This window comes from Flavicella sediminum, assembly GCF_006381105.1.
Classification (GTDB): Bacteria; Bacteroidota; Bacteroidia; order Flavobacteriales; family Flavobacteriaceae; genus Flavicella; species Flavicella sediminum.
Map to the genome: position 1 here is coordinate 169,064 of NZ_VDET01000001.1, position 23,597 is coordinate 192,660.

General features: G+C 34.8%; 14 protein-coding genes. 13 read left to right on the forward strand and 1 reads right to left on the reverse strand.

What is annotated here, in order from left to right:
- Positions 1 to 3: 3 nt before the first annotated feature.
- Positions 4 to 1,611 carry a tetratricopeptide repeat protein gene (locus FGM02_RS00490; RefSeq protein WP_139955873.1) on the reverse strand — a complete coding sequence of 536 codons (1,608 nt, stop codon included), beginning with the start codon at positions 1,609 to 1,611 and terminating at the stop codon, positions 4 to 6.
- A gap of 384 nt (positions 1,612 to 1,995) precedes the next feature.
- Between FGM02_RS00490 and FGM02_RS00495 the strand changes: the two genes are divergently transcribed.
- The 13 genes from FGM02_RS00495 (at position 1,996) to FGM02_RS00555 (ending at position 23,561) form a co-directional block, all read left to right on the forward strand.
- The gene (locus tag FGM02_RS00495) at positions 1,996 to 2,670 is read left to right on the forward strand and encodes a glycoside hydrolase family 78 protein (RefSeq protein ID WP_139955875.1); all 675 of its coding nucleotides are present in this window, start codon (positions 1,996 to 1,998) and stop codon (positions 2,668 to 2,670) included.
- A gap of 114 nt (positions 2,671 to 2,784) precedes the next feature.
- The gene (locus FGM02_RS00500; protein ID WP_208021453.1) at positions 2,785 to 5,331 is read left to right on the forward strand and encodes a T9SS type A sorting domain-containing protein; all 2,547 of its coding nucleotides are present in this window, start codon (positions 2,785 to 2,787) and stop codon (positions 5,329 to 5,331) included.
- Between the two features lie 42 nt (positions 5,332 to 5,373).
- Positions 5,374 to 7,923 carry a glycoside hydrolase family 2 TIM barrel-domain containing protein gene (locus tag FGM02_RS00505; protein ID WP_243739315.1) on the forward strand — a complete coding sequence of 850 codons (2,550 nt, stop codon included), beginning with the start codon at positions 5,374 to 5,376 and terminating at the stop codon, positions 7,921 to 7,923.
- A gap of 443 nt (positions 7,924 to 8,366) precedes the next feature.
- Positions 8,367 to 9,473: an alpha/beta hydrolase gene (locus FGM02_RS00510; protein WP_139955879.1), complete on the forward strand. Its 1,107-nt coding sequence runs from the start codon at positions 8,367 to 8,369 to the stop codon at positions 9,471 to 9,473.
- Between the two features lie 155 nt (positions 9,474 to 9,628).
- Complete coding sequence (locus FGM02_RS00515; RefSeq protein ID WP_139955881.1) at positions 9,629 to 11,155, forward strand: sulfatase family protein; 1,527 nt, start codon at positions 9,629 to 9,631, stop codon at positions 11,153 to 11,155.
- 9 nt (positions 11,156 to 11,164) lie between these two features.
- The gene (locus FGM02_RS00520; protein WP_166461105.1) at positions 11,165 to 15,391 is read left to right on the forward strand and encodes an Ig-like domain-containing protein; all 4,227 of its coding nucleotides are present in this window, start codon (positions 11,165 to 11,167) and stop codon (positions 15,389 to 15,391) included.
- A 135-nt stretch (positions 15,392 to 15,526) separates the two neighbouring features.
- Complete coding sequence (locus FGM02_RS00525; protein WP_139955885.1) at positions 15,527 to 16,318, forward strand: IclR family transcriptional regulator; 792 nt, start codon at positions 15,527 to 15,529, stop codon at positions 16,316 to 16,318.
- Positions 16,319 to 16,516: 198 nt separating this feature from the next.
- Positions 16,517 to 17,533 (forward strand): zinc-dependent alcohol dehydrogenase, encoded by a 1,017-nt coding sequence (locus tag FGM02_RS00530; RefSeq protein WP_139955887.1) that lies wholly within the window; start codon positions 16,517 to 16,519, stop codon positions 17,531 to 17,533.
- Between the two features lie 106 nt (positions 17,534 to 17,639).
- Positions 17,640 to 18,404 (forward strand): SDR family NAD(P)-dependent oxidoreductase, encoded by a 765-nt coding sequence (locus tag FGM02_RS00535; RefSeq protein WP_208021456.1) that lies wholly within the window; start codon positions 17,640 to 17,642, stop codon positions 18,402 to 18,404.
- Positions 18,405 to 18,442: 38 nt separating this feature from the next.
- A complete protein-coding gene (locus FGM02_RS00540) occupies positions 18,443 to 19,843 on the forward strand; it encodes a sulfatase (protein WP_208021454.1) in 1,401 nt (466 codons plus the stop codon).
- A gap of 9 nt (positions 19,844 to 19,852) precedes the next feature.
- Positions 19,853 to 21,307, forward strand: coding sequence for an aldehyde dehydrogenase (gene aldA / locus FGM02_RS00545; RefSeq protein WP_139955891.1), 1,455 nt, complete (start codon positions 19,853 to 19,855; stop codon positions 21,305 to 21,307).
- 90 nt (positions 21,308 to 21,397) lie between these two features.
- Entirely contained in the window at positions 21,398 to 22,492 is a 1,095-nt protein-coding gene (locus FGM02_RS00550; RefSeq protein WP_139955893.1) for a mandelate racemase/muconate lactonizing enzyme family protein, read from the forward strand.
- A 25-nt stretch (positions 22,493 to 22,517) separates the two neighbouring features.
- Entirely contained in the window at positions 22,518 to 23,561 is a 1,044-nt protein-coding gene (locus tag FGM02_RS00555) for an aldose epimerase family protein (RefSeq protein ID WP_139955895.1), read from the forward strand.
- Positions 23,562 to 23,597: the final 36 nt, after the last annotated feature.

A 23,597-nucleotide genomic window follows, 5' to 3' on the forward strand; every position in this document is an offset into this window, starting at 1 on the left:
TGCTTAGAGACTGTTTATAAACTCTGTTAGATTGTCGTTTCTTTCCAATCCTAATTTTTTACGTAATCTGTATCTTGACGTATGAACGCTTTCTACAGAAATTCCTAATAAGGAAGCCATTTCTTTACTAGAGAATTTTAATTTGATCAAAGAGCAAATCTTTTGATCGGTTTGACCCAATTCAGGGAATCGTTCTTTTAAGTTTTTGTAGAAACTTTGGTTGATACTAGTGAATCTAGCTTCAAATTCTTTCCAATTTCCGCTGGAATTACCTTGTATGGTTTTAACCATTCGCTTAATGGTTCTAACATCTATCGTATCTTTTTGTTTTGATAACTTGTCATTCAAATTATTTAAAAACTCTTCTTTTTCAATTAATTGAAGTGCGGACGTGGTTAATTCTTTGTTTTTTAATTCTAAGATATCTCTTTGTCTCTGAATTTCTATTTGTTGACGCTCTCTAATAATCTTCTTTTCTGTTCTATGTTTAAGTCGTAGGTTTCGTATAAATAAATAACCAAAAAGTAAGATGAACACAAGGCTAACTAAAAGTAATACTTGCTTTAGAAAGCCAATTTTTTCTTCATGCTCTAAGTGTTTTAGCAAGGTTTCTCGGGCGTCTTTGTTTTGACGTTCTTTGGTTAATCTATAATTGTCCTTTATATTTAAAAGTTCTTTGTTGTTTTCATTGTTACTTCCAAATATTTCTTCATTGTATTTTTTTGATAAGCTCAGGTATTGAAATGCCTTTTTATATTGTTGATCACTGTAATATAAGTCAGCAAGGGCATCGCAATTCATAATTTTATAATTAGAGTGACTTTGTTGTGTTTGTGATATTTTTAAAGACTCTAAAAACCGTTCTTCACTTTTTTTAAGGTCGTTCATTAATTTATAAGTGTGACCTAAATTGTAGTTGACAATTACTAAATAAGGGCTCTCCTTTTCCTCAAAAAACTTTTTTGAAGCATTTAGCTTGTTTAATGCGCTTTTAAATTGTTTTTTTTCAGCCAATAAATATCCAGCTTCAGTTTCTAAATAGAAATTTCTACTCCCAGCTCCCATGTAGCTTTGTATTGTTAGGCAACTATCTAAGTATTTTTGGGCATATTCATAGTTTTCCGCAACACGATAATGATTTAAAATAGAAAAATAATCACTTAATATATGTGAGATTGGAATTTTGTTATTGTGGTGAAGTGTTTTGCTGATATGTAAAGAGCGCTTAAAATACTTTAAGGCTTCTTCATCTCGTTTAAAAAAGCTGTATAGAAAACCGATACCTTGGTATATTCTTGCAGAGTACATTTCCGATTTAATCGCTTCTGAAAGCAAAAGAGCTTCCCAAAATCCATCATAAGCCTTGCTGTAATTTCCTTGATGTCCATAAATATTAGACAAGCCAATGATGCTTCTAATCATTACAATGGTGTCAGAGTCTTTAGTTGAAAGTACTAAAGCTTTTTTGTAATTAACAAAGGCACTGTCGGTGATTATTAAATTTAATCGATTTGCTTTGTTAAGGTATTCAATTGCTGTTTTTTCTGATTGCGCAAAATTAATTTGTGGGCTAAATGATAAGAAGAGTAAGAAAATAAATTTCAATTTCATGTTCAAGAGGTATTGTGAGTCTAGTATTTAAATAGTGGTTGACTCAAATATACAATTATTGTTCTCGCTATCAAAGAGCTTTTATAGTAGCCTTAAATAAAGTGAAATAAGCTACAAGCCTTGTTTGCACTAGACTTGATGGTAATTAGTAGAGGAAAAGGCTAAAGATGGTTTTGGTTTTGCAAAAAAATAAATTAAGTAGGTAACTAAAGGGTTGTGATGTAGTGTTTTGTAAGTGGTGTGTCTATATTTTGTACAGTGGTTTTTCTGTTTGTTTTTAAGTGTTTTGGAGGGTGGTTGAGTTTCTGTCTAGCGTAGTTAGCGCGAAAGGGCTTTGGGATGGTTTATTTTTGAAAGGAACTTAAACGAGCTTAATTTACAAATATGAAGCATTTACTCACTGTTTTTATAGCCTTGTTTCTTTGCGCATGTGGCGGAGAAGGGACCGAGGAAATAAAAAATACGGCACCAACGAAACCAGAAAATTTATCACCAACAAATAATTTGGCTTGCCTTACTTCTGACTTAGATTTTAGTTGGAACAAATCTATAGATGACCAAGGAGATGCGCTCACTTATTTTGTTGAAATAGCAACGGATAATCAGTTTGCTCAGGTAGTTTCTTCAGAAGAAACAAATGCTACCGAAAAGTCTTTCAATTTAGAGAAAGGAAAAGTCTACTATTGGCGAGTAGCTGCTAAAGATGCTAGAGGTATGCAGAGTGCTTATTCAGATACTTGGACTTTTTATACAGAAGGTGAAGCAGTGGAAAATCATTTGCCTTTTATGACAGAAAATATTAGCCCTGTACCTAATGCAAAAGTAACAAGTAATAGTATTTCCTTAGAATGGTCGTGTGTTGATTTAGATACTGATGCATTGCTTTTTGATGTTTATTTTGGAGATACGGAAACACCAAGTTTAGTCAGTTCAGATGTGGAAAACACCACCTACGACGTTAGTGTTGACGCTGAGAAAATGTACTATTGGCGTGTTGATGCTAAAGATGGCTCAGGGTCTATTACCCAAGGTCAGCTTTGGAGTTTTGAGACCGAATAAACAAATAAGTTCTAATTAATTAAAAATCCAATGGTCAACTTAAAAAAAATAATTTTTCTTCTTTGTTTTCTTGGTAGCCTTCAAGGTTTTTCGCAAGTAAAAGTGAATTGCAACTTGAATGTAAAGCATACGGTTGGTGGTATTGATAGTTTTGATAGATCTAAATTTATTACCATTCATGCCAATCAAACAGAAGGAGAATGGGATGGCGATAATTTTACATCCGATTTAAGAAATGACTTTTTAAACGGACTGGATGTTTATTTGGGCAGAGATACGGGTGGCATTACTTGGAATTTAAACAATATGGAAGAGGATGTGACAAGACCTGGTTTTGCAGATCCTGCTAAAATTGCTTCCAAAGGAACGGCTTCAAGAAATTCATTCGCTTCCAAAACAAATTTACATGCCTATGAGCAAAGAAAAAATCATGTAGTCGGTGCGCAATTGCATCCTTTTTGGACAGGTGAAAGTCAAGTAGCAACAAAAAAAGGTTGGAAATTAGCAAGCCCAACTGCGGTAGGTGAATATATGGGAAGATATTTCAATGCATTTCATGGAGGTAACGGTCAGAAAGATCCAGCATGGGTTGAAATTATGAACGAACCTGCTTATGAGGCTTTGGGAGGTAAAAAAAATTACACCAATTCTTTACAAGAAATAGCCGATTTTCATGTGGAAGTGGCGGATGCGTTTAGAGCACAGAATTCAAATTTAAAGCTAGGTGGTTATACCGTAGCATTTCCTGATTTTGAAACAGGTAACTTTCAAAGATGGATCAATAGAGATAAGTTATTTATAGATGTGGCTGGTGAAAAAATGGATTTTTGGTCTTGGCATTTATACGATTTTCCTGCTATTGGAGGAAAGGTAGACCTGCGTTCGGGAAGTAATGTAGAAGCTACTTTTGATATGAATGACCAATACAGTATGATGAAACTGGGACATAAAAAGCCCTATGTAATTTCAGAATATGGTGCACAAACGCATGATTACAGCAAGCAAGGCTGGAGTCCTTATAAAGATTGGTTGTTTTTAAAAGCACAAAATTCTTTAATGATGTCGTTTATGGAACGACCAGACGACATTGCCATTGCCATACCGTTTACGATTGTAAAAGCAGAATGGGGTTTCAATCATACATTAAATATTCCTTACAGTTCTAGACTGATGCGAAAATCTAATGAGCCAGAAAGTTATACTGGAGAATGGGTATACACCAATAGAGTCAAATTTTATGAGTTGTGGAAAAATGTAAAGGGAACAAGAATAGACACACAAACAAGCGATTTGGACATTCAAGTGGATGCCTATGTTGATGGAAATAAAGGCTATATCATTTTAAACAATCTTGAATTTGTAAATAAGTCGATTGAATTGTCATTATTTGATAAATATCCAGTTTCAGCAACAAATATTATCAAAAGACATTTAACTCTTTCTGGAAATGAGCCAATTATAGATGAAGAAATTCTAAATGAAAAAAATCCTACTGTGGAGCTAGGTGCAGAGTCTACCATGATTTTGGAATATTCCTTTGATAAAACTATTACTATTGATGAAGTAAGTACGGAATCAAAATACTTTGCAACTACCTATTTACAAGCTATAGAAGCGAATACATCGATAGATTTTCAAGTGAATTCGGTAACGAAAAATATATATGGCGAAGCCGTTTTAAGATTAGGATTAGGAAGAGCACATGGAAAGAACTTACAACCAAAAGTTTTGTTTAATGACGTGGAAATAGATGTTCCTGAAGATTATAGAGGGTATAACCAAGCCGATAAAGCTAGTTTTTTCGGTGTGTTGGAAATACCTGTTCCTTATGGTTTGTTAAAAAATAACAATGAAATTTCGGTAACGTTTTCGGAGACTGGCGGACATATAAGTAGTGTTGCTTTGCAGGTGTTTAATTTTTCGAGCAATATTCGAGAATTTTCTCCGGACGATTTAGCAGCGAATAATTATAAGATCAAAACAAAAAGTACTAGCTGTGTTGCTACTGATAATGGAGCGATAGATGTGGATGCAATTGCTACTTTTAATTACAAAGCAAGACTAGTAGGTGAAGACTATGCAAAGGATTTTAATTTTACAAAATCTTTTAAAGCAGAAAATTTGAAAGCTGGAAGTTATGATTTACAAATTACAATTCCTGAACACCCTTCTTATAAAGCTCATTTTTCTTTAGAAGTGGATGAAGTGGCTCCTTTAAATATTGCCTCAAAAGTAGATGATGCTAATAAGGAACTTTCTTTGTCTTTACAGGGAAGTGATGTCTATTATATAAAGGTAAATAATAAAGTTGTGCAAACAAATGAAAATCAATTAGTGGTTCCTTTAAATTCTGGAAATAATTTAATTGAAGTCACCACCGATCAAAGCTGCCAGGGAGTTTATAAAACCGTTTTAAATTACAAGTATAAACTAGATATTTATCCCAATCCTGCCAAGGAAAAAGTTTCTTTTTCTGTTCCTGAGAATCTTGTTTTTTCTAGTGTTTTTGTTTTTGATACTGCTGGAAATAAGGTGTATGATAGTAAGGTGACGAATGTAAAACATGAAATTCAAATTGCAAATTTGTCGGAAGGAGTCTATTTGTTAAAGCTTTCAAAGGATAGTGAGGCTTCTGTTTATTCCAAGTTTATGGTCAATTAAAAAGTGATTGGATTTCTTTAAAATTAATGATTTAATATAAATATGATGAAAAATATTCTTTCTTGTTTTCTAGTTTGTATGGTGCTACTGGGCTGTGTCGAAAAAAAAGTGACAGCGCAAATTGTAGATACTACAACTGAAGATTTTAATAAAAATTGGAGTTTCTTTTTAGCGAAGGATGATTTGGAGTTGGATAAAATGGCGCATCCAAGTTTTAAAATGGTCAATTTACCACACGACTGGGCCGTTGAAAATGAATTTGACAAAAATTTAGGGGAAGATGCAAAAGCGACTGGGTATTTAGCCGCTGAAGGAGTAGGCTGTTATAGAAAGATTTTTTCAAAAGAATGGAAAGCCGATGAATTGGTTTTTTTACATTTTGATGGCGTATATAATAATGCAGAAATATGGGTGAACAAACAGAAATTAGGGTTTCATCCTTATGGGTATTCTCCTTTTTACTTTGAGATTTCTAAATACTTGCATAAAAACGGTGAAAATAATGAAGTATTTGTAAAAGTAGACAGAACACGTTATGCCGATAGTCGTTGGTATACTGGAGGAGGAATTTATAGAAATGTACAATTGATTACCAAAAAGAAAGTACATATACCTATGTGGGGGACTTTTGTAACAACTCCAAAAGTTTCAAAAACCGAAGCAGAAGTAAAGGTAGAGACTTTGATTCAAAATGATTTTAAAACAAGTGAAGAAGTTAAAATTGTTACCAAGTTACTAGATAAGAATGGTCATGAAATTGTAGCGTTTTCTGAAAATTTAATTCTTGAAGCAGGCGGAAAAAAGAAAATAAATCAAAGTTTTTTGCTAAAAGAACCAAATTTATGGAGCGTCGATTCACCTAATTTATACCAAGCAGAAATTTCAATCTTCAAAAATGCATCCTTATTAAAGTCGGAGAAAACAAGTTTTGGAATACGTAGTATCAAATTTGATGCGGAAAAAGGTTTCTTTTTGAATGGTGAAAACATGAAAATTAAAGGTGTTTGTTTGCATCATGACGCGGGACTTGTAGGAGCTGCTGTGCCAAAAGGTGTTTGGCGTAGACGTTTGCAAATTTTAAAAGATGGTGGTTGCAATGCGGTAAGAATTTCTCATAACCCTGGTTCAACAGAGTTTTTAGATTTGTGTGATGAAATGGGAGTTTTGGTGCAAGATGAATTGTTTGATGAGTGGGACAATCCAAAGGACAAACGATACAATCAGAACGAACGATCTGTAGATTATATTACAAGAGGCTACGGAGAACATTTTCAAGATTGGGCACATAAAGATTTAACAGCAACTATTTTAAGTCATAGAAATCATCCTTCCATTATTCAATGGAGTATAGGAAATGAAATTGAATGGACTTATCCAAGAAATGCTGCCGCAACCGGTTTTTTTAACAATATGGATTGGAATGGGAATTATTTTTGGTCGGAGCCTCCACATTCTGTTGAAGAAATAAAAGAAAAATTAAGAACCTTACCGAAAGAAAAATACGATATCGGACAAACGGCACAAAAATTATCTAAATGGGTAAAAGAATTGGATACCACTAGATATGTGACCGCCAATTGTATTTTACCTTCTTCAAGTCATTTATCGGGTTATGCCGATGCATTGGATGTTATTGGGTATAGTTATAGAAGAGTGCTTTATGATTATGGACATAAAAATTACCCGGAGAAACCAATTATGGGAACGGAAAATTTAGCACAATACCACGAATGGAAAGCTGTTGAAGAACGTGATTTTATTTCAGGAACTTTTTTATGGACAGGTTTTGATTATATGGGAGAAATTAGAGATCCTTGGCCTGTGCGAGTACAGCCATCAGGAATGTTAACGACTGCTGGTTTTAAAAAAGGGTCTTATTATATGATGAAGTCGCTTTGGACCGAAAAACCGCATATTCATATTGCTACGCAAAATATAGAGAAGTCCTTAAACAAGCTCAATTACAAAGGAATTATTGTTGCGAAAAATCCTGAGAAATGGAAACATGCTTTGTGGAAATGGCAGGATGTAAATGAGCATTGGAATTATAAAAATCAGGAATTAATTTCTGTAGAAATTTATTCTAATTGTGAAGAAATTGAATTGTTCTTAAATAATAAATCACTTGGAAAAAAGTACTTGCTGGATTTTAAAGATCATATTTATAAATGGGCCGTTCCTTTTCAGGAAGGAAAACTTGTGGCAAAAGGCCTAAAAGCGGGTGTGGAAATTGAAGAACATATCGTAACAGCAAGGACTTCGACCCAAATAAGCATGACCGTTGATAAAAATGTGTTGAAAGCCGATACGTATGATGTTGCGCATGTGGTGGTACAGCTAAAGGATGAAAAAGGAAATCCAGTAAAAACTGATGATAAAGAAATTGTTTATACCGTAAAGGGACCTGTAAAATTATTAGGAATTGACAATGGTTGGGAAAAAAGTGTTCAAAAATTCCAAAGCAATATAAATACAACGCATAACGGAAAAACTTTGTTGATCCTTCAGGCATTAGATCAAAAAGGAAATGTGGAAGTAATAGCAACTTCCAAAGGAATTGAACAAGGAAGCATTCACTTAAAAATAGAATAAAAATGACCTCAGTTTGAGGAGCTTTTAAACGTAGTTAGAATTAGTTAGTTTGGCCAGCTTTAGGTGTTTTATACACTTAGGGTTGGCTTTTTTTATAAGCGTCATTAAGTGTTTCTCAAAATTAATGAAGACGGTTCCTTATGAAAATGTATGCAGTAGTATCATTTACTGCCACAAAACGGAGCTGTGTTTTGTAATTCTAAAAAAGAAAATGGCTACATATTAAAGTAGTTAGCCCACAGTTTGTGCTGGAATTATTCAAAAACACTTTATTTTAAATATGTCTTTGGAAGTACATTTTTTAATAGAAAATAACTCGATTTTCCATTGAATTCATATTAAGTTTCATACAAACAAAGACATCATAATTACCGATAGCAACATCAATTAATGGGGCTTAAATTAACTTGCAGCGTATAAAATTGCATTTTAATAAAGCGTCTATGAAATTTATCAGAACCTATTGTATTTTGTTGTTTGTCCTAAGTCTTTCTATAGGCGTTGATGCGCAAGAGAAAAATATTAAAAAAATAACTTCGGAAAATTTACCCGCTCTAAAAAATATTTTAGAAAATCATCCGGAGATGGATACAAATAAAGATGCCATTCTTACAGAGGGAGAGTACAGAGCTTTTCAACATAAAAGAGATTATAAAAAACACGAACAAGCATTTAAAGGGTATTACAATTATATAAGCGATATCAATTATGCAGGAAATACAAACAAGGCGCAGTCCTTAGACATCATGATTCCTGAAAATAGAAAGGGAAAGAAGTTGCCCGTAATTGTATTTATTCATGGAGGAGGATGGAAAAATGGAGATAAGGCAATTGGTCTGGGTATTTTGGACCCTTTTATTGCTTCAGGAGAATTTATTGGAGTTACCATCAATTATAGATTGTCAAGGGAAGCCAAGTGGCCCGCTCAAATCCACGATTGTAAAGCCGCCCTACGTTGGCTGCGAGGGAATGCTAAAACCTTTGGAATAGACAAAGATAAAATTGCCGTTTGGGGTTTTTCGGCAGGCGGTCATTTAAGTGCCATGCTTGCAGTTTCATCCAATCATAAAGAACTTGTAGGGAAATTAGGAAAGCATAGAAAAGAGTCAAGCACTGTTACTTGTGCTTTGTTTGGGGCTGGACCTACCGATTTTTTAATGAAAAAATCAGTGTCTATTATTCCAGAAATGGTTGATAATGGTTTTCGAGGAAGTGCTCATAATGTGTTCAATTTGTTAGATGATGGAAGTGCAATAAAAGAGAAAGCAAGGAAAGCATCTCCCATCTATTTAATCGACAAAAAGACCAAACCCGTCTTTGTTTATCATGGAACAAAAGATCCTTTGGTAAACATGGAACATTCAGAAAGTTTTATAAGAATGTGTAAAGAAAAAGGAGCTACAGATTATTATTTAACGAAGGTTGAGGGCTTAAAGCATGAATCAAAAATGCCTTCAGACTTAAAAGATAGAATTACTAGCTTTTTACAAAAATATTTATTGGATAAAGAAATTGAAGTAGGGCAAGGCGCTGTATCTATTGATCAATAAAAAGTTTTGAGGCTGTGGTTTGTTGGTCTTTATAAGAAAGCATTTTAGTAAGAAATGGCGTTCTATATAGCATATCAGATGATAGTTGAGAAAAGTGATCGTGCGTTTAAATAATAAAAAAAGAACCAATAATAATTTATAAGACAATCAAAATTATGAATAATAAGTTTACAATAGTAGTGCTATTCAGTATGCTAATAGCAACAAATTTAGCAAGTGCGCAAAATACGAAGCAACCCAATGTAATCATTATTTACGGAGATGATGTTGGTTATGGAGATGTTGGTGCTTATGGTTCCAAAATGATTCCTACACCCAATATTGATAAATTGGCTAAGGAAGGATTGCGTTTTACTGATGGACATTGTACTGCGGCTACCTGCACGCCATCACGCTATGCCATGATGACTGGAGTGCATGCCTTCAGAAATAAGGTAAATATTTTACCTCCTAATGCGCCCTTAACTTTTCCAACAGATGTTTTAACCTTGCCTAAGGTTTTTCAAAAAGCAGGTTATACGACAGGTGTTATTGGTAAATGGCATTTAGGTCTAGGAGAAAAAGGAGTGTATACAGATTGGAATAATGAGGTAAAGCCAGGACCTTTGGAAGTTGGTTTTGATAGCTGTTTTTTATTGCCATCAACAAATGATAGGGTTCCTTGTGTGTATTTGGAAGGCCATAAAGTTGTGGGCTTAAGTAAAAAAGACCCCTTATATGTAAGCCGGGAGTTTGCAGAGGTACAAGGTAAAAATAATACGGAATATGAAAATGGGGTAACAAATCCAGAGGCTATGACTTATTATAGAAATACCGGAAATCAGCACAACAACACTGTAGTTAATGGAATTGGACGAATAGGCTATATGAGTGGTGGTCAATCTGCTCTTTGGAATGATGAAGGAATGGCAGATGTATTTGTAAAAGAAGTGAAAAAATATATCAAAAAGAATCGTAAGAAACCTTTCTTTTTATATTATTCAGTTCAAGATATTCATGTGCCAAGAGCACCTCATAAACGGTTTCAAGGAAAAACAGAATTAGGTTACAGAGGAGACGCTATGGTGCAGTTTGATTGGGCAACAGGTGAGGTTTTAAAAACGTTAGAAAAATATGGTTTGTCGGAAAATACCATCGTTATTTTTTCAAGTGATAATGGCCCCGCTTATGATAATGGGTATTTAGACGGGACTACCATAACAGATTCTTACGGAGAAAATGACAGAGGTCACGATGCTTCCGGTATTTATAGAGGAGGAAAAGCACAAATTTATGAAGGGGGTACACGTGTTCCATTTATCGTAAAATGGCCAGGTCATATCAAACCAGGTGTTTCTGATGCTGTGGTTAGTCAGATAGATTTTATAGCTTCGTTTTCCGAATTTTTTAATCAAGAAATTACAGAAAATCAAGCCAGAGATAGCCGAAATAGTTTAGATGCTTTTTTGGGAATTGATACAAAGGGACTTCTTTATTTGTTTGAAGAGCATCGAAGAAGAAAGGCTTTGAGAATTGGAGATTGGAAATATATTATTGGAGCTGCTAAAAAGCGAAAAGATTTAGGTCCTGAATTGTACAACTTAAAGTTAGATCCGGGAGAGCAAAATAATGTAGCTTTTTTAAATCCTACAATTGTTGAAGAAATGCATGAAAAATTATTAAAAATCATCCATAAAAAATAAAATATGTTGTTGGACAAGAAATCTGCTTTTCGAACATTTGGTAAGGCTTTTGTCATTCTAAGTTTGTTTTTAGGTCTCGTTATTACTCTTTCATTTTCAAAAAATGATAAAAATAATGGAACAAAAACATACAAAGTCCATGCGCCATTCAATAAAAAATATGAAGAAAAGCAATTGGGTGAAATTTTGTGGTGGGAAGATACTGAGAGAGCTGTTGGAGCCGTCGGCTATCACAAAGGCTTACTAATTGCTCCGCTAAGTTTTGATTTTGGAGGAGGTATGGGAGCTGGGTGTCTGGCTGCATACAATGTTGATGATCCTACAAGTCCAAAAAAAGTTTTTGATTCAAGAAATTTTCCTAATGTATATCATAAAAAAGGAGGCGTAGATTATTTGGGCGATTTAGGAGAAATTCATGCTTTGCAGTTTCATAAGGATATGGTTTTGTTGTCCGACAGAGGTGATGAATGGAATGGTTTTGTCATAGTTGATTTGTCTGGTTTGTATGATCAGGATCCTAAAACCAATCCTAAGGTTGTTAGTAGGTATCGTTTTCCAGATATTGAAAAATCAACAATTTACGATGGCTTTAGCTTTTCTCCAGTTTGGGCTGGCGGTAAATATGTGTATGCTCCAACGGGCTCTTGGGGCTTTTTTATTATTGATACGGGAGATCTGAAAAACCCAAAATTATTGGCACATTTAACCAAAGAACAATTGTACGATCAAACATTGCGTTCAGTTCATGCCATAGGAGATTTGTTGGTTTTGTCGCCAGCAGCAGTCAGAAGTAAAAAAGGAAAATTGGTTTTTGTAGACGTGAGCAATCCTTCGAAACCAAATTTACTCAACAGCCATCCTTTTAAAACGGGTTATCAGGGAACTCTATATGGAAATCGGTTTTATAATTCTGGGTTTACAAGAAAAGATGGAGTTGGTAAAGATTCTTTGACAGATATCATTGCCTATGATTTTTCAGATGTAATGCACATCAAAGAAATAGTGATGTGTACAACAAATAAATTGGATAAAAGTGAATATATGTATTTGCAAGACGACAATATGTTTATTGGCGACTATAATGGGCTTACAAGATGGGATGTAGAAAAAGACAAAGACAAGGCGAATTTTGCCATACATATTTACCCACAACATCCTCCTGCGAATGATTATGGTTTTGTTTCTCCTTTAGGAGGAAACTTAGTGGTTATAGGTTCAGACCATAGTGTGTCAAGTAAACTTAATATTGCTTGTCACCAAGTAGAATCCGATTTAAAAGCTCCTGAAGTTAAAAGTGTTTATCCCAAAAAAGGAACAAAAGGGGTTTCTCCACTAGTCAAAATAGGAATTTCGTTTTCAGATTTTATAGATAATGGTTGCTTAGAGCATAACGCCGTATATGTAAAAGAAAAAGGTACAGGTAAGCTTGTTAAATGTGGTTTTAGTCATGGCCAAGGAATTGTGCATGCGGTACCAATGGAATCTTTGAAAAAGAATAGAACCTATAGTGTTTATATTACGTCCAATTTGATGGATATGGTTGGGAATTCTTTTGAAGGCAATAGTTTGGTGACTCAATTTTCTACAGGAGATTTTCTTTCAGAATATGATACGGAAGTAAAAGTAGATGTACCGAGAGAAGTTGGAACAGCAACTCATATTGAGGGAATTGTAAGCTTTGACGGGGCACCCAAAAAAATAGCGTATGCTTGGGATTTCGGAGATGGGTCGGCGGTGACTTCTTTTTCCGAGAAATCAAGTATAAAAAAAATATTTAAGAAACCTGGAAATTATAGTATTACGCTATTAACAAAAGCTGAGGGGACTGATAGAGTGGTGAAAGCTACTGCTGTTCAGGTGGTTCATAATTTCTTGCCAAAAACTCAAGCAGCCACAAGTAGTACACTTTTATTGGATGAGAAGGAAAATAAAATGTTTGTGGTAAATCCTGATAACAATACGTTTACCTGTGTCGATACAAAAACAAATAAAGTTATGTATGAAGAACAAACAGGGGAATCGCCAGTTTCTATAGCGAAATGTAAAGAAGAAATTTGGATAAGTTGTTCTAAAAGTGACGAGATTAAAATTCACGATGCTGCTTCAGGTAGCTTGCTTAAGACCATTCGTCTTGCTTATGGGGCGGCTCCCTATGGCATTGCGTTTAATGCAAAAACAAACAAAATATTTGTCGCTTTAAGTGCTGTTAATAAAATTCAAGAAATAGATGTTATAAAGTATGAATTACAGCGTTCAATTGAGCTTTATGGTTCTTTACGTCATATCGCTTTTTTACCAGAAAAAAATATTTTGGTGGCACCGCAATTCATAGCCCAAAATCAAAAGGGAGCTATAGTACAATGGGTAGATGTGAAAAAATGGAAAGTACTTTATCAAAAAGAATTGATTCCTAGTTTAGATGTTGATGGAATTTCAAACGGAAGAGGATATCCTAATTATTTAGGAGCTATGGCCGTAAATCCAGAACAAAATAGAGTTTGGATTCCTGCTAAAAAAGATAATTTGTTTAGAGGGCTTAAAAGAGATGGAAAACCTTTGGTGTTTGATCATACGGTAAGAAGCATAGCCGTTCAAATGGATATTGATACTAAGAAAGAATTAGTTAAGGATCGATTGGATTTTGACAATCATGATTTTGCAACTTCGGCGACCTATAACGCGTTTGGAAATAGGGTTTATGTGACAACAAACGGGAGTCAGGCTTTGTTTGCAATAGATGCTTATAACCCCAACAATATTTCTGCTTTTAATACTTATGGCGAAGGTGCAAGGTCTATTGTGGCGAGTAGGGATGGAAATCAATTGTATGTTCATAACCAACTAAGTCGTTCTATTTCGGTGTTTAATACCAAGCCAGATGGAGATGTGAAGTTTAAAACCAAATGGAAAATTGTGCAAAAAGAACTTTTAGCAGAAAATGTGTTGGCGGGTAAAAAAACGTTTAACAATACGTTTAAAAGTAATTTATCTAGAGAAGGATATATGAGCTGTGCTAGTTGTCATATTGATGGTGGTCACGATGGTCGAATATGGGACCTATCGAATCTAGGAGAGGGATTTAGAAATACAATTGATTTGAGAGGAAAAGAAGGGATGAAACACGGAACTTTGCATTGGTCTGCAAATTTTGATGAAATTCAAGATTTTGACAATCAAATTATTAATTTAAATGAAGGAACCGGTTTTTTGTATGAATTGTTGCCTAAAAAACTTAGGAAATTTATTCCACATACATCAGGCTTGCACAAAGGCTTAGATAATTTGGCTGAATATATAACATCACTTTCTGATTACCCAAAGAGTCCAAATAAAAATATTGACGGAACCTATACGAAATCAGCAATTAAAGGCCGTCAACATTTTATCAAATTGGCCTGTTATAGCTGCCATTCAGGAGCAACCTTTACCGATAGTGGATTTGGAACTGTGCATAATATGGGGACAATAAAATCAAACAGTGGAAACAGATTGCATAAGAAATTAGAAGGTTTGGATACGCCGACATTGATTAGTTTGTGGCAAAGTGCTCCTTATTTACACGACGGTTCCGCAAAAACACTAGAAGATGTTTTTGAAAAAGGAGAAGGGGCTAAGGCTCAGGAACATCGGAAAGTAGGTGATTTGAGTAAAAAAGAAAAACAAGAATTAATGTCGTTTTTACTTGAGTTAGATCAGGAAGATGGAATTACAGCAGCAGAGCTGAAAAGCAAGAACAAAAAGCCAAAGTTTGTAAAAGAGCGCTATAAGGCAGATTTTATTTATGAATTTCAAGACTTGAAATATCCTATTGTCAAAGTAAAAGCTTTTGATGAAGATGAGGATCAGAAATTAACCTATCGAATTATTCCGTCTGTATACTCAAATCTGTTTGCTATAGATTCTTTAACGGGACAAGTAGCGTATATTTTTGAAGAAATTTATTTAAAAACAATTGCCAATAAAGTTTTGGATTCGGAAAAACAGTTTGACATAAAAATTATGGTAGAAGATACAGGGGCTTTTGTGAGAAGAGATACGACTTCCTTAGCTGTACATATCCAATTTCCTTATTTGGCCATGTCAAACAAAGAGTTTAAAAGATTTTATGTTTTACTCATAAAAATAAAGCAAAATAAAAAATTGAGCTCCGAAGAGTTGTCGGAATATGAACTACTAAAAGAGAAATCACTTGGCTATAGAAATAATGAAGAACGATGGATACGCACTAGTAAATAAGTTGTTTTCGTTTAAAAGAAATGATAGTAAAAAACTAATTCTAATATTTGTTGGGTAGGACAATAAATTTAAATTTCAAAGTTTATTAAATATAAATCTTACTTTTGTTTTTTTTGAAAAGAAGATACAAAGTATATGGCTAAAGAGAAGACAGAAGTTAAATCAACATACAATGTTCCTAATTTGGAGCGAGGTTTGCAAATTATAGAATTGTTGGCGTTGCATACGAAAGGGTTAACATTGACTGAAATTATTCAAATGTTGTCCATCTCAAAATCAAGTGCTTTCCGTATTACGAGTACCTTAATTTTTAAAAATTACCTACAAAAGAACGAAACCACCAAAAAAATTACGCTTTCACGAAAAATGCTGACGCTTGGTATTTCCTCTATGAATGAGCAAAGTATTGTTGAATTGTCTATTGATGTGATGCGAGCTTTGAGAGATGAACTAAAAGAATCGGTTATGCTGGGTGTTATTTTAGGCAGCAAAGGAACCATATTAGAGCAAGTATCTTCTTCTTATCCTGTAAAATTATTTGTAGAACCTGGTACACAATTCAGTCTGCATAGTTCAGTAGGTGGTAAATCTATTTTAGCAAATTTACCTAAGTCCGAATCGGATGCAATTTTGAAAAATGCCAATTTTGTAAAGTTTACCGACAATACAATTACTTCAAAAAAGGAGTTTAAAGAACAGTTGTTGGAAATAAAAAAAGAAGGTTATGCCATTGATAATGGTGAAGATATTCAAGGTATTCATTGTGTAGGAGCTCCTATTTTTAATGAATATGGGTATCCGGTTGCCGCTCTTTGGATTACGGCTCCGCATGGGCGATTGCCACACAACGACTTTCATAAAAAAGGCAAGGTCATTGCCAAATACGCTCTCCAAATATCTACCAAGTTAGGATATATAATACGTTAGTTATTATTTAGTTGCCTTTCTGATGTTTTCCATTTGTGCTAAAAATAGCGCATGGGAGCACTGCGTCTTCTTTGTTTTTATGAAACTAGTTTCATATATGGAAAAAATAATATTGAAATGGTTTTCTATCTCGGTTTTTATTTTTACTTTTGTTTCAAATGAGAAACAAGTTTTTTATTTGAAACAAATATTTAAAAAATGAAAGCAACCGTATACGAAGGAAATAAGACCTTCAAAGTAATTGAAAAAGAGATCGAAGCACCCTTGGCTGGTGAAGTTAGAATTAAAGTAGCTTATTCAGGAGTTTGTGGTACCGATGTGCATATTTATCATGGTATGATGGACAAGCGTGTGGACATGCCTCAAACAATTGGTCATGAAATGTCAGGTACAATTGATGCTGTTGGAGCAAATGTTTCTGATTATGCTATTGGAGATAAAGTTGTTGTTCGTCCTTTAGATGATTCTAAAGCAAAAGCTTCTGACAAAGGATTCAATCATATTTGTGAAGAATTAAATTTTATAGGTATTGATAGTCCGGGTTCTATGCAACAATATTGGAATGTTCCTGCCTTTACATTACATAAATTAAAAGAAAATACAGATTTAAAATTGGCCGCTTTGATAGAGCCTTTATCAGTAGCTACGCATGATGTTCGTTTGAGTGGTTTGGTAGCTGGTGAAACTGCCGTTGTTTTAGGGGGTGGGCCTATCGGACTTTTGGTTGCTATGGTGGCTAAAGAAGTGGGTGCGCAAGTAATTATTTCTGAAGTAAATCCAATTCGTATTCAAAAAGCCAAAGAACTTGGTTTTGATGCCGTAAGTCCTATTGATGTGGATTTGGTAGCCTATGTACATGGGAAAACGGAAGGAAGAAAAGCGGATGTTGTTTTTGAAGTAGCGGGAGTTCAACCTGCTTTAGATGTAATGACAGAAGTTGCTGGGATTAGAGGTAGAATCGTTATGGTGGCGATTCACGGAGTAAAAAAAGAAATTGATTTGTTTAAATTCTTCTGGAAAGAATTAAAATTAATTGGAGCTCGTGTATACGAACGTGAAGATTATGAGAAATCAATCGCATTGATTACAGCTAATGAATTGCCGTTTGAAGATATGATTACTGATGTACAACCTTTGTCTAATATTCAACAAGTATTTGAAAATATTGATAAAAACCCTGATGGATTAAAAGTCTTAATGGATTGTCAATTGTAAAAATCAGCTATGAGCTTAGGGCTTTTAGCATTTCAAAATAGATAGAATAAAAACATGCTAAAGGCTAGTAGTAAAAAGCCAATAGCTTAAAGAGAATAAAATGAGTATTTTAAATAGTTTCAGTTTAGAAGGAAAAACAGCCTTGGTAACAGGTTGTAAAAGAGGAATAGGAAGAGCAATGGCTATTGGTTTAGCTGAAGCAGGAGCTAATATTATTGGTGTTTCGGCAACTTTAGAATTAGAAGGAAGTGGCGTTGAAAAAGACGTACAAGCAGTTGGTAAAAACTTTAGTGCTTACCAATGTGATTTTTCTGATAGAAAATCCTTGTATAAATTTATTGCTGAAGTAAAAAAAGACCATCCTCAAATAGATATTTTGGTGAACAATGCAGGAACTATCTTAAGAGCGCCTGCTGCTGAGCATTCAGATGAGTTATGGGACAAAGTAATAGAGGTAAATCAAAATGCACAATTTATTTTAACTAGAGAGTTTGGTAGAGATATGATTGCAAGAGGTTCAGGAAAAGTAATTTTCACAGCTTCTTTATTAACTTTTCAAGGAGGAATTACAGTACCAGGTTATGCAGCGAGTAAAGGAGCAATTGGTCAAATGACGATGGCTTTTGCTAATGAATGGGCTGGAAAAGGAGTAAATGTAAATGCAATTGCACCAGGTTATATTTCAACAGACAACACAGAAGCATTAAGAAACGATGCTGAAAGATCCGCTTCAATTTTATCACGTATCCCAGCCGGTCGTTGGGGGAATCCAGTAGATTTTGCAGGGCCAACAGTGTTTTTAGCATCAGAAGCAGCAGCATACATGCACGGATCCGTCGTTTTAGTTGACGGAGGTTGGATGGGTAGATAATCCTTTTATAGACTATGAATAACAAAATAAATAGAAGTATGAAAATGCAATCACTATTCTTTATAGTGGTTGTATTTTGTGCTGTCATAAATTTGAAGGCTCAGAATAAACCGAATATTGTTTTTATTTTATCGGATGATGCGGGTTATGCAGATTTTGGCTTTCAAGGAAGTAAAGATTTTAAAACACCAAACTTAGATGCTTTGGCAAAAAGTGGTGTAAAGTTTACACAAGCGTATGTTTCTGCAGCTGTTTGTGGTCCGTCTAGGGCAGGTTTGTTGACTGGTAAATACCAGCAAAAATTTGGCTTCGAAGAAAATAATGTTCCGGGTTATATGAGTGCATCCGGATTGTTAGGTGATGAAATGGGACTTCCATTAGATCAGGTAACTGTGGCGGATTATTTGAAAAAACAAGGCTACAGAACTGCCATCTTCGGAAAATGGCATATGGGTAATGCGGATAGGTTTCACCCTACAAAAAGGGGCTTTGATGAGTTTTATGGTTTTAGAGGAGGTGCTCGTAGTTATTACGAAATTTCAGAAAAAAGTGAGAAAAGAAGATTGGAAGATCGATTGGAACGTGGCTTTGAAGATTTTAAAGAAAGTGAAATCTACTTAACAGATGCTTTGGCAAATGAAACAAATAAATTTATGGAGCGTAATAAAAACAATCCATTCTTTGTGTATTTGTCCTTTAATGCCGTGCATACGCCCATGGAAGCTCGTGAAGATGACTTAAAAAAAGTAGCGAAACATCTTACTGGAAAACGCAGAACTTTAGCGGCTATGACAATGGGCTTGGATAGAGCTTGCGGTCAGGTGCTAGATAAAATTAAAGAGCTAGGAATAGAAAAAAATACCTTGATCGTTTTTGCAAACGACAATGGAGGTCCTTCAGATTCTAATAAATCGTGCAATGCACCCTTAAGTGGTACAAAAGCAAATCATTTAGAAGGAGGTATTCGAATTCCTTTTTTAATGTCTTGGAAAGGACATCTTAAGAAAAATAAAACCTACAACAATCCAATTTCGACATTGGATTTGTTGCCAACTTTTGTGGCTACCGCAGGAGGTGATATAGAAAAAATTGAAGGTTTGGACGGGGTGAATTTACTTCCCTATGTGACCCATGAAATTAAAGAAAAACCACATACAACTCTGTATTGGAAAAAAGAGGCGAGAGGTGCTATTCGATTCAATGATTATAAATTGATTCGTTTTCCAGACAGACCTGCTGAACTCTATGACCTAAGCAAGGATATTTCTGAAGTAAATGATTTGGCTTCTGAAAACCCAGAAATGGTTAAGAAATTGTATAAAATGTTATTCAACTGGGAGCTAACTCTTGAACGTCCGTTGTGGCAATTGAAAAGAGTGTTTGAAGGAAAAGCAGCCGAGAGAATGGATACGTATAGAAAAGAAAAAATAAAGAAATAAATAAAAATTATGGCAGAAATTAAAGAGTACCAGTTATTTATTAATGGAGAATGGAAAACTTCTACTTCAGGAGAAACGATTGATATTGTAAGTCCATCAACGGAAGAAATTGTAGCACGTGTTCAAAATGGAACGGCGGAAGAAGCAATTGAAGCGCTTAAGGCAGCAGAAAAAGCTCAAAAAGAGTGGAAAAAAATGCCTCCACGTGATCGTGCTGATTTGTTATATAAATTAGCAGATGAAATTGATGCCAACACAGAACGTTTAGCTGTTTTATTAACTAGAGAACAAGGGAAACTTTTAAAAGTAGCTCGTTTTGAAGTAGCCGTTACTGGATCCTTCATCAGATATGCTGCAGAAGGAGCTCGTAGAATTGAAGGAGATATTATTCCTTCTGACAATCCTAACGAACAAATTTGGATTCAAAAAGTTCCTCGTGGGGTTGTTGTGGCTATTACTGCATGGAATTTCCCATTGGCTTTAGCAGGTCGTAAATTAGGACCGGCATTAGCGGCAGGGAATACCATTGTCATTAAACCAACATCAGAAACTCCTTTAGCTACTTTAGAATTAGGAGATTTAGCCAATAAAGTAGGAATTCCTGCTGGAGTGATCAATATTTTAACAGGACCAGGTAGAGCTATGGGGAATGCATTGGTAGAAAGCCCAATTACCAAAATGGTAACCATGACGGGTTCTACTCCTGTAGGACAACAAATTGCTCGTAATGCTGCAGAAAACATGACACATGTGCAATTAGAATTAGGAGGTAAAGCGCCTTTTATCGTTTTTGAAGATGCGGATATTGATGCTGCGGTAGAAGCTGCTTTACATTCTCGTTTTGACAACTGTGGACAAGTTTGTACTTGTAACGAGCGTATGTATTTGCACGAAAGTATTCATGATGTATTTATGGAGAAATTTATAGCAGCAACGAAAGCTCTTAAGGTAGGAGACCCAATGTTAGAAGAAACAGATATGGGACCTAAAGTAAACGCTGCTGAGTTAAAGCATATGGAACATTTAGTTGAAATAAGTGTGAAAGAAGGAGCAACTATTGCTACTGGTGGTAAAAGACCAGAAGGAGCAGAATTTGAGAGAGGATATTGGTTTGAACCAACTGTTTTAACAAACGTAACTCAAAATATGACAATTGTTCATGAAGAAGCTTTCGGACCTATTTTACCTGTTTTAAAATTTAGCTCTTTCGATGAGGTTATTGCTTATGCAAATGATAGTGAATATGGTTTAGCTGTAATGGTGTTTACAAATGATATGAATACAATCATGAAGTGTAACGACGAGTTGGAATATGGAGAAATCTATGTAAACAGAGGTCATGGTGAGCAACATCAAGGATTCCATAACGGATATAAAAAATCGGGTTCTGGAGGGGAAGATGGAAAATATGGTTTTGAACAATATTTAGAAAAGAAAACTTTTTATATCAGACATAAAGCATAAAAATTTATAGAAGAGTCTGCTGGGGAATGTATTTTTATTGGTTTATAGATATACCTAGCGGCTTTTCTGTTTTTTAAACAAAATAGACACATGAGTACAAAAATTTCAAAAATAAAAACACAACTGTTTACAGTGCCATTGCCAGAAGTAATGTCAGATGCTAAACATGGAGATCATTATCATTTTGAGTTGGTTACTGTAACCATAACTTTAGAAGATGGTTCTGAAGGAACAGGGTATACGTATACTGGAGGAAAAGGTGGGTTTGCTATCAAAGCGATGATAGAGCATGATTTTGAAAGTGTATTGCTTGGAAAAGATGGAACAGATATCGCTGGTATTTATGACTTCTTAGAGTGGCACGTACATTATGTGGGGCGTGGAGGTGTGGCTTCTTTTGCTATTTCTGCAGTAGATATTGCCTTATGGGATATCAAATGTAAAAAAGCTGGTGAGCCCTTATGGAAAATGGCAGGTGGAGCAGGGAATACTTGTAAAGCCTATTGCGGAGGTATCGATTTAATGTTTCCTTTAGAGAAATTATTAAACAATATGAAAGGATACATGGCAAGAGGATTTAATGCCGTGAAAATTAAAATTGGACGTGAAAATTTACAAGAAGATTTAGATCGAATCAAAGCGGTTCGCGAATTTGTTGGACCTGATGTAACTTTTATGGTAGATGCCAATTATTCAATGACCGTTGAAAAAGCCATCAAAGCCATTGAAGGTTTTAAAGAACACAATATCACTTGGTTTGAAGAACCAATCATTCCAGACAATTACAAAGGTTTTGGTGAAATTGTTGATGCTACTGGTTTTCCTTTAGCTATGGGTGAAAACTTACATACGATTCACGAATTTGAGTATGCTTTCGATCAAGCGAAATTGTCATTTATACAACCAGATGCTTCCAATTGTGGTGGTGTTACAGGTTGGTTAGCAGCAGCAAGATTGGCAGACAAACACGGAATTCCAGCTTGTTCTCACGGAATGCAAGAATTACACGTAAGTTTGGTTTCTGCACAACCTAATTCAGGTTGGTTAGAAGTGCATAGTTTTCCTATTGATGAGTATACAACCAGACCATTAGTAGTTGAAAATTTCAGAGCTGTTGCTCCAGATTATCCAGGAGTAGGAGTTGTATTCGATTGGGAGAAATTAGCTCCTTTCGAAGAAAAATAAACAAACTAAACTTAAATCAATAATAATGAGTGTAGAAATAACAAAGTTTGGAGCTTATCAAAGAGAGGGTATCGACCAATATTCGCTTAAAAATGCCAATGGAGTTGAAGTAAAAATAATAAATTACGGAGCAACAATTACAACAATCAATGTGCCTAATTCAAAAGGTGAAATTGAAAATATAGCTTGTGGTTTTGATACTTTAGAAGGCTACTTTGGAAAAGAATATGTGGAAAATTCTCCTTATTTTGGAGGAACCATTGGAAGGTATTGTTCTCAAATAAAAGATGCCAAATTTTCTTTAAATGGAAAAGGGTATCAATTGGCTGCGAATTGCAATGATAATAACTTGCATGGAGGATCTGTAGGTTTTGATAAAAAGGTTTGGTCGGTAGAAATACCTGAAATAGCAACACCAACAGTGGTTATGAAATTGGAAAGTAAAGACTTGGAAGAAGGATTTCCAGGAAATGTTGCCGTTTCTGTAACTTTTTCTTTGACAGATGAGAATGAATTGAAAATAGCCTACAAGGCTACGCCAGATCAAGACACACCACTATCTCTTACCAATCATAGCTATTTTAATTTAAATGGATTTGCTTCAACAGTGGAAAACCATGTTGCCAAGGTACATACCTATAAAAGACAAGCCATGGATGAAACAGGAGCAGGAACTGGTGAGATAGTAAATGTAACAGGACAAGCAGATGATCTTAGAGATGGAAAGCGAATAGGAGATGTTCATAAAGCTATGAATGATGGATTTGAACATTTTTATGTTTTCGACAATGCTGAGTTTAAATTAGCGGAAGTAGCGCATATCAATTCTGAAGAATCAGGGAGATCTTTAACTGTTTTTAGTGAAGAACCTTGTATGTTATTGTATACAGGAAAATATACTTCTGATGAAATAAGACGAGAAAACGGTGAGCAATATGGGAAATACCGTGGGTTTTGCTGTGAAACACATCGATACCAAAACGGACCAAATATTCAAGGTTCACCAAAATCAATTACCAAAGCTGGTGAAGAATTTAAAAGTACGACTATATTTAAATTTGGTTGGTAATCTACTTTATGTAGGCAGTAAAATAAATTTTAATAA